Genomic DNA, 13169 nt, shown 5'->3' with positions numbered 1-13169 from the left:
AGATGCACGGACGAGCAGGCTTCACCTTGCTCCGGCACCGCATCCTCCTCGGATAGCAGCACGCTCCGTTACCACCGAATGTGAGACAGGGCCGTTGATTGGACAGACCCACCACCGCTACTTCACCCACCGCATCCCGACCCCAACAAGCGACCGCGACCACACTGCGACCACCGGCCTCAGCAACACGAAAAAGGCCGCCTTCCCATCTCTGAGAAAACGGCCTCCGACCTGCTAAAACGCTGGTCGGGACGACAGGATTTGAACCTGCGACCCCTTGACCCCCAGCCGTCAGCTACGCCCGCGGCCGCGTCGCTGACCTGGCCGCCGTCGCCCGTTCGACGAAGGCCGGGGCGGTACTCGGTGGCCCCTCGTCACCAAGTACCGAGGAGAAGGGACCGACGCCACCGAGACCGACCCGACAAGGCGGTGATCGCCGCCACTGGGTCCAGCAACCGCAAGGTCGTCCTGCCCAAGGAGCCCTCGGCGCGCCTTGCGCCGCACGCGGGCCGGGGTCAGCCAGCCGTCTTCACCTTGGTCGCCTTGGCAACCTGGCAGGTCTTCGGCATGGCGGCGGAGTCGCCCTTCCACGCGGCGGAAGCGAGCGCGCTCTTCATGGCTCCGGCTTGGACGGGCTGGTTGGTGAGGGTGGTGTAGACCGCCTGGTCGGGATGTGCGGAGTTCAGGAAGCGGACCTTGACGGTGTAGGCGTAGTCCGCCGCGCCGTTCGCGTTGTCGAGCTGGACGACCGCGAACAGCTTGGACGCGTCGCGCAGCTGGCACGACTTGATGCTGACCTCGACTTTGGACGTCACCGCCTGAGCGGTGCCGGATCCGCCGGTCGACCCGCTCGCCGAGGCGGACGGCGACGATGTGGTCTTCGAACTCGGCGAGCTGCCGCTCGTGCCCTTCTTCCCATCCTTCCCGGCGTCGGACGACGCATCGCCCGATCCGCCGCTGGAGCAGGCCGAGAGAGCGAGAAGGGCGGCGGCGAGCGCGCCGAAAGCGGCGACGCGAGGAAGATGCATGGTGGAAGGTCCCCCGTTAGGACACAGGTTCGCCGGACGGACCGGCCGAGTCCGCTTCACGCTACACCTGCCGCGATAGCCACGTGCCAAGCGGCTGAGCGATCACTGTCTCGCCCGCTGCCCGGCCTGCGGGCGCCACAGCCGGGGCTTGGACTACCACCACGTGACCGGGCAACGCGTACACGTCTGCCCCTCACCCGCCTGCCAGCGCCAGTGGCCCGTCGACGACTCCCCCAGGTCCTCGCCGGACCCCGCGGCCACAGAGCACCACCAGGACCAGCGCGCCGCCCTCGGGCGACGTCGTCGCCAGCCAGGTAGGGGCGCCGCCGAGTCGTTGACGGGGTTGCCGCCGGACACGTCGGGCAGGGCGTATTCCCCGTTTTGCCTAACCGGCCACCTCGTACTGCCCCACCTCACGGAAGTAGCGCAGGGTTTCCGGGGAACCGTCGTCGAGGGCGGCGTTGGCTGCGGCGCGCAGGGCATCACTGATGTTCGGAGCCGCGAGCATGCGAGCTATGTAGACGGCGTCGTCCTCGGCTTGGGCCAGTCGGTAACCGGTCTCCAGCCAGGCGCGCATCTCCTCCGGGGAGTTGTTGTCGAGGAGCTTGTTGGCCTCCTCGATGACTCGCTTGTCATTGTTCTGTGTTGCGACGTGGAGGATGCGGGCGATGGCGACCCGGTCGTCCTCGGCCTGAGCCAGCCGGTAGCCGGTCTTCAAGAAGGTGCGCATGTCATCCACGGTGCCGTTGAGGGCCTCATTGGCCTCTCGGGCGACCCCCCGGCCGCTTCCCTCGTCCGCCAGGATGGCGGCGATCGCCGCACGCAGTTCGTCCTCCGACATCTCGTCCACCGGTGTGTCGGACGTGGTCGCCACGGTGGTGGTGACCGGAACTGCCGAATCATTGGCAAACGCCGGGGCGGTGAAGAGGAGGGCTGGGGTCAGGGCGGTGGCCACGACGAGCAGAACCGCACGCGTCGGTCTCATGAGTATACGCCTCCGTGTTCGAGCTTCGGGTATGCAGATGATCACCCATGCGCGCCACAATCGCACGAGGAATCGGTTAGTCCGGAAAAGCGCACCCGCCGTCGCCGACGCCGTCGGTCACCGAATTGCGGGAAGCCGGCGCCCCGGTCCAGGTCACCCACCATCACATCGACCGGCCACCGGTCCCCCGCAAACACCCGCGGCCCGACTGCCCGTTCTGCGCGGTGCTCGGCGCCTGGCAGTACTCGGGCCGGCCCGTCGTCCTCGTACGACACACCTCGGCGCGCGCGGACTCGGCGCACGCATGCAATCCCCCTGGAAAGGGACATGAATCGGTATGACCGTCGCCTCACAAGCCCCGGCCCAAGTCTCGACTCAAGTCCCGGCCCAAGGCCGTGCCGCCCGGCTGGTGGGGCGGGCCCCCGCCGGGATGCGGCCGTATCAGGAGTTGCTGCGGCTGGACCGGCCGGTGGGGCCTGGCTGCTGGTGGTGCCCGGATGGATCGCTCTGGGAGCGATCGCGGGGCCCCGGGACGGGGGCCTGCTCGGGCTGCTGCTCCTGGTGTACGGGGTGCTGTCGAGAGGGGCCGCCAGCGGGCTCAACGATGTGCTGGACGCGCGGTTCGACGCACAGGTGCCGCGTACGGCGGGGCGGCCCATCGCCTCCGGGCGGCTGGCGGCCGGGCGGGCGCTGGTGCTGTGTGTCGTGGTGGGGGCCGTCGCTCCGCTGGTGATGGGGTTCTGGAGTGTGGAGGCCGTGGTGTGGGCGGCGGCCGGGGCGCCCCTCGCGGCAGCGTATCCGTATATGAAGCGGGTCACCCACTGGCCGCATGTGTGGCTGGGGATCACCATCAACTGAACGGTGCCGCTGGTGTACGGCCTGCTCACCGGAGGGCTCGGGGGCGGGGGCGGGGTGCTGTACGGGGCGCTGATCTGCTGGGCCGTGGGGACGGACGTGATCTACGCCTGCCAGGGCCGGGAGGCCGATGTGCGGGCGGGGGTGCGGTCGGCCGCCGTGCTGCTGGGGCGCCGTAGCCGGGTGCTGGTGGGCGGCGTGTACGCGGGGTGTGTGGTGCTGCTCGCCTGGTTCGGGGTCGTGGCCGGGCTCGGGCCGCTGTACTGGCCCGGACTGTGCGTGGTCGCGGGGCAGTTGGGGTGGCAGGTATGGCGGGCCGACCCTGCGGACGTCGGAGCCTGCGGGCGGGCGTTCGGCACCAACCCCTTGTGCGGACTGCTCATCCTCGTGGCCGTGCTCGCCGGGCGGGTCGGTACGCTCGGCTGAGCGACACGGACCCTGGAGGTGCTGGTGGGACTGCGGGAACGGATCGCGGCGGAACTCACGGCGACCATGCACGGCGGGGATCTCAAGCTGGAGCGGTACGCGGGGCCGCCCGGTGATCCCGGGCTGTTCGGGATCGCGCCGGGGGACCCGGTGTGGCGGGTGCACGGGCACGCCACCGGGATGCTCACCGGCGGGTTCGCCGCGCTCATGCTCCAGTCGCTGCATCCGCTGGCCATGGCGGGGGTCGATCAGCACTCCGACTTCCGCGCCGATCCGGTCGGGCGGCTGAACGGAACCGTACGGTTCATCACCACGACCACCTTCGGCTCCTCGGCCGCCGCCCGCGAGGTGATCGACCTCGTCCGGCGGATCCACACCCGGGTGCACGGCACCACCCCGGACGGCCGGCCGTACCGCGCCGACGACCCCGACCTGCTCGCCTGGGTGCACACCGCCGAGGTACGCAGCTTCCTCGCCGGCCACCAGACCTACGCACCCCGGCCGCTCCGGCTGACCCCCGCCGAGTGCGACGCCTACTACCGCCAAGCCGCCCCCGTGGCCGAGGCGTTGGGCGCACGGAACGTACCGCGCACGTCCCTCGAAGCCGAGCGCTATCTGACCCGCCTCCGCCCCCAACTCCACGCCACTCCGGCCGCGTTGGACTCGGTACTGTTCCTCCGCCGCTTCGGACGCACCCGACGGGAGCGGCTGGTCGTAGGCCTGCTCACGAACGCCTCGGTCGGACTCCTCCCCGACTGGGCCCGTACCGAACTGGGCATCCGCCGCCCGGCCGCCGTCCGCACCGGCTGGGACCGGCCCTTGGCGACGGCCGTCGGACGCACCCTCCAGTGGGGGGCTCGGGCCCTCCCGGATCCAGGCCGCCGCACGGGGGCGGCTGGCGAGGGCGCGGCAGGGATGACGTCGGCCGTGCCCCGACCTGGGCACGGGATAAGCCACGATGTGGCCGCTTCGACTTCAGACGGGCAGGAAGTCCCTCGCTATGTGTGCCGCCATCCGCTCCAGCAGGGGCCCCGCCTGTGCGAGGCAGCGGGGGACGTCGGGCTCCAGTTCGGTCAGGGCGTAGGCCCGATGGATGCCGACGGCTTTCAAGGAGGCGGGGTCCAGAGACAACCGGCCGCAGACGGCGACCACGGGCAGGCCGCGTGCGCGGGCCCGGGAGGCGACGCCCGCCGGTGCCTTGCCGTGGAGGGTCTGGTCGTCCAGGGAGCCCTCACCAGTGATCACCAAATCCGCTCGGGCCAGGGCCTCGCCGAAACCGAGCAGGTCCAGCATCACCTCCACTCCGGGGCGAAACCGCGCCCGCAGTGCGGTGAGGGCGCCGAAGCCGAGGCCGCCGGCCGCCCCGGCCCCGGGTGCCTCGGCCGTGCCGAGCGCTCCGCACGTTCGCGCGTAGTGGCGCAGGGCGCCCTCGAGGATGTCCACCTCCTTGGGGGAGGCGCCCTTTTGGGGCCCGTAGACCGCGGCCGCGCCCTTCGGCCCGAGCAGCGGGTTGTCGACGTCGCTCGCCAGTACGAGGTCCACCTCCGCGAGCCGGGTGTCGAGCCCGGACAGGTCGGCCTTCGCGAGCCGGGCCAGGGCCGCCCCGCCGGGGCTGACCGGGGCGCCGGACGCGTCCAGGAACCGCGCGCCGAGCGCCGACAGCATCCCCGCGCCGCCGTCCGTCGTCGCACTGCCGCCGACGCCCAGGGCGATCGAACGGGCCCCGGCGTCCAGCGCGGCGCGCAGCACTTCGCCGGTGCCGTACGACGTGGCGGTGAGCGGCGCGAAGACGTCCGCCGGGAGGTGTCGCAGCCCGGACGCCTCGGCCATTTCGACGACCGCGGCGCCGTTCCGCAGGGCGTAGGCGGCGGTCACCGGCGTGCCCATGGGTCCGGTCACGCGTATCTCGCGTCGGCCGAACCCGGCCGCGACCGCGGCGTCCACCGTCCCGTCACCGCCGTCGGCGACCGGTACGGACGCTACCGACGTGTGGGGGGCCGCCCGCCGGAGCCCGGCAGTGAGCCGTTCGGCTACCTGAGCCGCGGTCAGTGACCCCTTGAACTTGTCCGCCGCGATCAGTACGCGCACCCGTTTCCCTCTCGTTCCGGGCCGGGCGGCGATCCGCCCGGCGTCGTCCGCCGGCGCGGTCAGGGGGCTGTCGCCACCAGGTCGCGTACGCGGGCGGCCACGGACGGCTCGCTCCCGTCCAGCGCTTTGGCCAGTCCGTCCGGATCGGTCAGCGGGCGCCTGTCGACGACGCCCCGCGCCCATTCCGGTGGAGCGCCGCACTCGGTGATCAGGACCCGAACCGCCTGGGCGGCGGGCAGCAGGTCGAACCAGCGCAGCCCGAGCGTGGCGAGGCCGGCGGGGGTGGGCTCGCCGAACAGCCGGAGCCGCGCCAGGCCACCGTCGGGATAGATATCGAGCTTGACGTGGCTGACGGGGCGGGAGGCGTCGATGCGGAAGCGGTGCCGGGTGTCCCGCTGCAGCCGGATGCGCGGCAGCAGGTCGAACCAGGCCGCGGGATCGTCGGGGTCCGCCACCGTGGCGTCGATGCCCCGCAGCCGTGCCGAACCCGGGGAGTTTCCGATGAAGTACGAGGTGTCGAGGGCCGCTTGGGCGAGATGTCCGTGCGCGGCGAGTTCGACGATCACCCAGTCGTTGCCGCCACCGCGGCGTCGGCGGGTTTCCCAGCCGTCGCCCATCGCCCGGGGCAGCCCCGGGGACAGCACGTTGTTGGGCGGGGAGTAGAAGCGGTCACTGGCGTCGACGACGCGGCCGCCGTTCTCCACCGCGCCCAGGTCCCAGGCGGAGCCGGTGAGGAACCGCGGGTCCGGGATCACGTTGCCGTGGACACGCAGCCGGGCCACCCCGCCGTCGGGGTGGATGTTGAGGCGGACGTGGGTGAAACGCCGGTCGGCCTCGACCTCGAAGTGGTGTTCGGTGTCTCCGCGCAGCGGGCTCGGCGGAACGATCGGAACCCATTCGGCTTCTTCGAGTTCGGCCGGCGTGGGATAGCCCTCGGCGGCACACGCGTCGAGGGAACAGGACTCCGGGTAGTTGCCGGTGAAGTGCGCCGTGTCGACGACGACACCGCGGATCACGCCCGGCGCGCCGAGCCGTACGACGGCCCAGTCGTGGTCGCCCGCCTCGTATTCGGGGCGGCGGCGCCGGGTTTCCCAGCCGTCCATGATCTGACCCTTGTGCCCGAAGGTGTGGGGCTGGAACACGGGTGCCGTGGGGCGCAGCAGATTTTCCTTCTCGGCGAAGAACTCGTCGTTGGCCGCGATAACACCGCCGCCGAGGGCGCGGGCGGCGAGGTCGGGAAGCTGGGTGAAGTCGCTCATGCTCTCTCTCCTGTTCCCGAGGGTCAGCCGCGGGCCACGCGGAGCGCCGTCGGGGCGTGGTCGGGGCCGGTGGCCAGTTCCTCGAACTCCGCGACGTTGTCGAGTTCGGTTCCCATGGACACGTTGGTGACGCGTTCGAGGATGACCTCGACGACCACCGGTACCCGGTACTCGGCCATGAGCTTCTTGGCCTCTTCGAGGGCGGGCGCGATGCGGTCGGGTTCGAAGACGCGGACGGCCTTGCAGCCCAGCCCTTCGGCGACCTTGACGTGGTCGACGCCGTAGCCGCCCACCTCGGGGGCGTTGACGTTGTCGAAGGACAGCTGGACGCAGTAGTCCATGTCGAAGCCGCGCTGCGCCTGGCGGATCAGACCGAGGTAGGCGTTGTTGACGACGACGTGGAGGTAGGGGATCTGGAACTGGGCGCCGACGGCGAGTTCCTCGATCATGAATTGGAAGTCGTAGTCGCCGGAGAGGGCGACGACGGTGGCGTTCGGATCGGCGGTCGCGACGCCCAGGGCGGCGGGCACGGTCCAGCCCAGCGGCCCGGCCTGGCCGGCATTGATCCAGTGCCGGGGGTGGTAGACGTGGAGCATCTGCGCGGCCTGGATCTGGGAGAGGCCGATCGTGGAGACGTAGCGCGTGTCGGGCCCGAACGCCTTGTTCATCTCCTCGTAGACCCGCTGCGGCTTGACCGGCACCTGGTCGAAGTGGGTCCTGCGGAGCATGGTGGCCTTGCGCTGCCGGCAGCTGTCGGCCCAGTCGCCGCGGTCCCTGAGGGCTCCGGCGGCCTGCAGCTCCCTCGCCGCCTCGACGAAGAGCTCCAGCGCGGGCCCGGCGTGGGAGACGATGCCGTAGTCGGGGGGAAAGACCCGGCCGATCTGGGTGGGTTCGATGTCGACGTGGACGAAGGTACGCCCCCGGGTGTAGGTGTCGAGGCCGCCGGTGTGGCGGTTCGCCCAGCGGTTGCCGATGCCGAGGACGAAGTCGGACTCCAGCAGGGTGGCATTGCCGTAGCGGTGGGAGGTCTGCAGACCGACCATGCCCGCCATGAGCGGATGGTCGTCGGGGATGGAGCCCCAGCCCATCAGCGTGGGCACCACCGGCACCCCGGTCAGCTGGGCGAACTCCACCAGCGACTCGCTCGCGTCGGCGTTGATGATGCCTCCGCCGGCGACGATCAGCGGTCGTTCGGCGGCCTGGAGCAGCTCGACGGCCTTGTCGATCTGCGCCCGGGTGGCGGCGGGCCGGTGGGCCGGAAGCGGCTCGTATGTCTCCAGGTCGAACTCGATCTCCGCCATCTGGACGTCGATCGGCAGATCGATCAGCACCGGACCGGGCCGGCCGGAACGCATGAGGTGGAACGCCTGTTGGAGGGCGCCGGGCACCTGCGCGGGCTCCAGCACGGTCATCGCCATCTTGGTCAGCGGCCCCGCGATGGAGGCGATGTCGACGGCCTGGAAGTCCTCCTTGTGCAGCTTGGCCACGGGTGCCTGGCCGGTGATGCACAGGATCGGGATCGAGTCCGCCGCGGCCGAGTACAGACCGGTGATCATGTCGGTGCCCGCGGGGCCGCTGGTGCCCACGCAGACCCCGATGTTCCCGGCGTTCGCACGGGTGTAGCCCTCGGCCATGTGCGAGGCCCCCTCCACATGCCGGGCGAGGACATGTGTCAGGCCGCCATTGGTGCGCATCGCGGAGTAGAAGGGATTGATCGCCGCACCGGGCAGGCCGAAGACATGGGTGGTTCCCTCACGCTTGAGGATCTCCACCGCCGCCTGGGCCGCGGTCATTCGAGCCATGGGGATGCTCCTGTCGATTGGTACATCGGGGGGTGGGTTCAGTGGGTGGCGCGGCCGGCCAGTCGCTCGACGCCGCGCAGCAGGGCGGAGTGGTCGAGCCCGCCGTCGCCGCGGGCGCGGGCCGAGGCGACCAGCTGGGCGACGAGAGCGCCGACCGGCAGGGGCGCCCCCACGGCGCGTGCAGCGTCGGTGACGATGCCCATGTCCTTGTGGTGCAGGTCGATGCGGAAGCCGGGCTTGAAGTCGCGGTCGAGCACCGCCTGCCGCTTGCGGGCCAGGACGGTGGAGCCGGCCAGGCCCCCGCCCAGGACCTCCAGTGCCGCCTTCAGGTCCACGCCGGCGTTCTCCAGGAAGACCACGGCCTCGGCCAGGGACTGCAGGTGGATGGCCACCATCAGCTGGTTGGCGGCCTTGACCGTCTGCCCGGCCCCGTGCGGGCCGACGTGCACGATGGTGGTGCCCAGTGCCTCGAACACCGGCCTGGCGTCGGCGAAGTCGTCCGGGTCGCCGCCGACCATGATGGACAGCGCCCCCTCGATGGCACCCGCCTCGCCGCCGGACACCGGGGCGTCGAGCGTACGCAGGCCCTTGTCCCGCGCGGCGGCGTCCACCTCCAGCGAGGTCTGCGGGGTGATGCTGCTCATGTCGATCAGCAAGGTGCCCGGCCCGGCGTGTTCCAGGACGCCGCCCTCGCCGAGGACGACCTCCTTCACCTGCGGGTCGGCCGGGACCATGGTGATCACGACCTCGGCTTCGCGCACCGCCTCGGCGATGCTGTCGGCGCCCCGGCCACCGGCCGCGACCAGGGTGTCCACGGCCGCGCGGCCTCGGTTGTAGCCAGTGACGGTGTGTCCGGCCTTCACCAGGTTGGCGGCCATCGGGCCGCCCATGATGCCCAGGCCGATGAAGGCGATCTTCCGGGAAGTGGCGCTCATCGTGGGTTCCTTCGTGTCGTCCGTGTCGTCCGTGTCGTCCGTGTCGTCCGTGTCGTCCGTGTCGTCCGTGTCGTCCGTGTCGTCGTGGCGGTCCGCAACAGCGGGCCGGGCACCGGGTCAGGCGTGGCGGTCGCTGCCGCGCCGCTCGCGTGGGAGCCAGTCGAAGCTGTCCGCGCTCGGGCCCTCGGGCTTGTACTCCAGGCCCACCCAGCCGGCGTAGCCCGCGGCCTCGAGGCGCAGCAGCGGCCCGTCGAGGTCCAGCCGCCCCGTACCGGGCGCGCCCCGCCCGGGTGCGTCGGCGATCTGGACATGGCCGATGCGGTCGGCGTGGGTGGTGATCACCCCGGCCACGTCGTCGCCGTTGACGGAGAGGTGGTAGAGGTCGGCCAGGAGACGGAGGTTGCGGCTGCCGGACTCGACCGCCACCCGGTCGATGACGGCGATCGCGTCCGCCGCGGTGAGCAGCGGGTACGCGGGGGCGCCGCTGACCGGCTCCAGCAGGATCGTGCCGCCGACGCGCTCGGCGGCCTTGGCCGCCAGCGCCAAGTTCTCCACCGCCAGGTCGTCCTGCTCGGCCGGGGCGGCGCCGTCGACCCGGTTGCCGTACAGCGCGTTGAACGAACGGCATCCCAGTTGCTCGCCGATCGCCACGGTGACGTCGATGTTGTCGCGGAACTCCGCGGCCCGGCCCGGCCAGGACACCACGCCCCGGTCGCCCCCGGGCATGTCCCCGGCGAAGAAGTTCAGGCCGGTCAGGCGGACACCGGCGGCACGCACCGCCCGTACGAAGGCATCGACCTCCGCGTCCGTCGGCACCGCCGTCGCATAGGGCCACCAGAACTCGACCGCGTCGAACCCCGCGGCCTTCGCGGCAGCCGGACGCTCGAGCAGCGGCAGCTCGGTGAACAGGATCGACAGATTGACTGTGTGGGGAAGTCGGTTCTTCATCAGTGCTCCCGGCCGAGGCTCTTGAGGTATGGACGCCAGCCACCGAAGTCGGTGATCTCCTTGTGAACGCCCTTCTCGAGCTCGCCGCGGCGAAGGACCATCGAGAAGGACGAGGAACCGTCCCGGAGCCGGATGATCCAGAACTCCAGTTCCGGCGGCTCGCTGGGCAGCAGGTGGTCGCGCAGCACCTCGTCGGGGACGTCGTAGACCTCGCCTTCCACCGCGGTGGAGACAGCGGGGTCGGGCAGCAGCCCGGGGCAGGTGTCCCGGATCGAGAAGAAGCGGTAGCCGGGGGCGGTGCGGGTCCGGGCCACGAGGGGGGCTCCGCGCAGGTGGTGATGGAAGGGGCCGCCCTCCATCGCCTGGCCGTTGAGGAACATGCGTGCCATGGGATCTCCCCTTTCTTGAGGGCGTGTGAGTACGGGTGATGGGCCGGTTTCTTGAGGGCGTGTGAGTACGGGTGAGGGGCCGGCACCGGAGTGGGGTGGTCAGCGGGGGTCGGCGTAGCACCGGACCCCTTCTGCGATGTGGATAGTATTTTCTGCATTGTGGAATAACAACCCCGCCGACCACTCATCCCCGACACCCTCGCCTTACGTCCCACGCCTCGCGGTGTCAGACTCATCGGCACGGCGGCGACGCCCGGACGGACGGGCGGAGCGGGAACGTGAAAGGCCTTGACAGGCCCTCACGGCGGACCTATACATCTGCCAATCGAAAAATAAATTCCGCATGGCGAAAAATACTTCGGCCCCGTCTCAGCTGCCGCCGAGGCCTTGGCCGACGGCCCCGGCCAGCGGCCTTGGTCAGCGGCCTTGGTCAGCGGCAGGCGATCCGCTGAGGCACCGCCTCTCCCACGCCATGCGCGGCGTCCCCACGGCCCCGTCCCGACCGCACCGCACGAGACGTGCCACCCACCCCAGACGGCCTCGCCCCACCAGTGGAGTACGGCCCGGCCCAGGAGGTTCTCGACGTGAAACCCATCCATCTGCTCGGCGCGATCCCGTTCCTCGGGATCCTCGGGGGGATCTTCTTCGCGAACCGGGTGACGCCCTACGTCCTCGGTATGCCGTTCAACCTCTTCTGGCTGGTCATGTGGGTCGTGCTGATCTCGGCGACCATGGCCGTCATCTACCACCTGGATCCGGCGAACCGGGAGGAGCAGAGCTCATGATCGCCCTCACCGTCATCTTCGCCTTCCTGCTCGCGGCCCTGGGCCTGGGACTGCGCGCCCGCCGTGGCAGGGACATGGACCTCGAACAGTGGTCGGTGGGCGGCCGCGGCTTCGGGACGGTCTTCGTCTTCCTGCTGCTGGCCGGCGAGATCTACACGACCTTCACCTTCCTGGGCGCCTCGGGATGGGCCTACGGCAAGGGCGCGCCCGCCTACTACATCCTCTGTTACGCCTCACTTGCCTACGTCCTGTCGTACTGGCTGCTCCCGGCCGTGTGGCGCTACGCCAAGCAGCACCGGCTGATCTCGCAGTCCGACTTCTTCGTCGCCAAATTCAACAGCCCGCTGCTCGGCGCGCTGGTGGCCCTCGTCGGAGTCGTCGCGATGGTGCCCTACCTCGTCCTGCAGCTCAAAGGGCTGGGGATCATCGTGTCCGTCTCCTCCGACGGCCGCGTCTCCTCCCACTGGGCCATCGTGATCGGCACGGTGGCGCTGACCCTCTATGTGACGATCTCAGGCATCCACGGCTCGGCCTGGACCTCGGTGCTCAAAGACGTCGCCATCCTCGCGATCGTCCTCATCCTCGGCATCTACCTGCCGATGCACTACTACGGCGGCGTCGGGGAGATGTTCCACGCGGTGGACAAGGCCCACCCCCAGCTCCTCACCCTGCCCTCCAGCGGCATGAGCACCTCGTGGTTCGCCTCCACCGTGCTGCTCTCGGCGGTCGGCTTCTACATGTGGCCGCACACCTTCAGCGCCTCCTACAGCGCCCAGAACGAACGCGTCTTCCGCCGCAACGCCATCTTCATGCCGCTCTACCAGCTCATCCTGCTCTTCGTCTTCTTCGCCGGCTTCACCGCCATCCTGGTCGTGCCCGGCCTCAAGGGCGCCGACGCTGATCTGTCGCTGCTGCGCATCACCACCGCCACCTTCCCCTCCTGGTTCGTCGGCATCGTCGGTGGCGCCGGGCTGCTCACCGCGCTGGTCCCCGGATCCCTGCTGCTCATGACCTCCGCGACCTGCCTGTCGAAAAACGTCTACCGCCTCGCCCGGCCCCACACCAGCGAGAAGCACATCGCCCGCCTCGCGCAGCTGCTCGTCCCCGCCCTCGCCCTGGTCTCCCTCTACTTCACCTTCAACGGCGGCAGTTCGATCGTCTCGCTGCTGCTCATGGGCTACGCACTGGTCACCCAGCTCTTCCCGGCACTGCTGGCGAGCCTCGCGCCACGGCAGTTCGTCACCAAGGAGGGAGCGGCGGCGGGCATCGTCGTCGGAGTCACCACGGTCGCCGTCGTCACCCTCTCCGGAGTCACGGTGGGCAGTCTCCTGCCGGGACTCCCCCAGGCGGTGAAGGACCTCAACGTCGGTGTCATCGCCCTCGTCCTCAACACCGTGGTCATGGTGGCCACCTCCGCCGCCACCCGCACCGCGAGCCCCGCCCCCGTAACCACCGCCGCCCTGCGCCCCGAACCCGAGGCCACGGCCGGCACCGGCTGACCCGCTCCCCCGGGCCGGGACCTCACACGGGCACTCCCGGCCCGGACGGGAATCCCCGGGGCGGGGGGGGGGGCCGCCCCCCGCCGGGGCGGGGGGGGGGGGGGCCCCCGGGGGGGGGCCCCGCCCCCGCCCGCGGGTAGGAACCCGGACAGAGCCGCGGCGCTAGGGTG

The 13169-nt window shown here is 70.9% G+C and carries 9 protein-coding genes and 3 pseudogenes; 4 read left to right on the top strand and 8 right to left on the bottom strand.

Features of this window, described 5'->3' with window-relative positions; all coding sequences use genetic code 11:
* Window positions 1–515: 515 nt before the first annotated feature.
* Both ACFXB5_RS05605 and ACFXB5_RS05600 read right to left on the bottom strand, forming a co-directional pair.
* On the bottom strand, window positions 516–1028 hold the full coding sequence (locus ACFXB5_RS05605) for a hypothetical protein (RefSeq protein ID WP_385202737.1): 513 nt from the start codon (window positions 1026–1028) through the stop codon (window positions 516–518).
* A 385-nt stretch (window positions 1029–1413) separates the two neighbouring features.
* Window positions 1414–2013, bottom strand: coding sequence for an ALF repeat-containing protein (locus ACFXB5_RS05600; RefSeq protein WP_385202736.1), 600 nt, complete (start codon window positions 2011–2013; stop codon window positions 1414–1416).
* Between the two features lie 327 nt (window positions 2014–2340).
* On the opposite strand from ACFXB5_RS05600, the pseudogene ACFXB5_RS05595 reads away from it, so the two are divergent.
* Together ACFXB5_RS05595 and ACFXB5_RS05590 are read left to right on the top strand one after the other, a co-directional pair.
* Window positions 2341–3294 (top strand): annotated as a pseudogene (locus ACFXB5_RS05595) (4-hydroxybenzoate octaprenyltransferase).
* A gap of 66 nt (window positions 3295–3360) precedes the next feature.
* A pseudogene (locus tag ACFXB5_RS05590) lies at window positions 3361–4062 on the top strand (oxygenase MpaB family protein); the annotation flags it as partial.
* Between the two features lie 207 nt (window positions 4063–4269).
* Here the strand turns inward: ACFXB5_RS05590 and ACFXB5_RS05585 are convergent.
* The 6 genes and pseudogenes from ACFXB5_RS05585 to ACFXB5_RS05560 all read right to left on the bottom strand — a co-directional run bounded on the left by ACFXB5_RS05585 (window position 4270) and on the right by ACFXB5_RS05560 (window position 10715).
* Entirely contained in the window at window positions 4270–5382 is a 1113-nt protein-coding gene (locus tag ACFXB5_RS05585) for a glycerate kinase (protein ID WP_385202733.1), read from the bottom strand.
* 59 nt (window positions 5383–5441) lie between these two features.
* Complete coding sequence (alc, locus tag ACFXB5_RS05580; protein WP_385202731.1) at window positions 5442–6641, bottom strand: allantoicase; 1200 nt, start codon at window positions 6639–6641, stop codon at window positions 5442–5444.
* A gap of 23 nt (window positions 6642–6664) precedes the next feature.
* On the bottom strand, window positions 6665–8443 hold the full coding sequence (gcl, locus tag ACFXB5_RS05575; RefSeq protein WP_385202730.1) for a glyoxylate carboligase: 1779 nt from the start codon (window positions 8441–8443) through the stop codon (window positions 6665–6667).
* Between the two features lie 38 nt (window positions 8444–8481).
* Window positions 8482–9405 (bottom strand): annotated as a pseudogene (locus tag ACFXB5_RS05570) (2-hydroxy-3-oxopropionate reductase); the annotation flags it as partial.
* Between the two features lie 90 nt (window positions 9406–9495).
* Window positions 9496–10326: a hydroxypyruvate isomerase family protein gene (locus ACFXB5_RS05565; protein WP_385202727.1), complete on the bottom strand. Its 831-nt coding sequence runs from the start codon at window positions 10324–10326 to the stop codon at window positions 9496–9498.
* Complete coding sequence (locus ACFXB5_RS05560; protein ID WP_385202724.1) at window positions 10326–10715, bottom strand: gamma-glutamylcyclotransferase; 390 nt, start codon at window positions 10713–10715, stop codon at window positions 10326–10328. Before ACFXB5_RS05560 ends, ACFXB5_RS05565 begins: the two co-directional genes overlap by 1 nt.
* 518 nt (window positions 10716–11233) lie before the next feature.
* Between ACFXB5_RS05560 and ACFXB5_RS05555 the strand changes: the two genes are divergently transcribed.
* Both ACFXB5_RS05555 and ACFXB5_RS05550 read left to right on the top strand, forming a co-directional pair.
* Window positions 11234–11500 carry a DUF3311 domain-containing protein gene (locus ACFXB5_RS05555; RefSeq protein ID WP_307841121.1) on the top strand — a complete coding sequence of 89 codons (267 nt, stop codon included), beginning with the start codon at window positions 11234–11236 and terminating at the stop codon, window positions 11498–11500.
* Window positions 11497–12999, top strand: a complete 1503-nt coding sequence (locus ACFXB5_RS05550) for a sodium:solute symporter (RefSeq protein ID WP_385202721.1) — start codon at window positions 11497–11499, stop codon at window positions 12997–12999. Before ACFXB5_RS05555 ends, ACFXB5_RS05550 begins: the two co-directional genes overlap by 4 nt.
* Window positions 13000–13169: the final 170 nt, after the last annotated feature.

The sequence above is a fragment of the Streptomyces sp. NPDC059455 genome (genome assembly GCF_042750115.1).
Classification (GTDB): Bacteria; Actinomycetota; Actinomycetes; order Streptomycetales; family Streptomycetaceae; genus Streptomyces; species Streptomyces endocoffeicus.
This window is presented reverse-complemented; position numbering and strand designations above follow the sequence as displayed.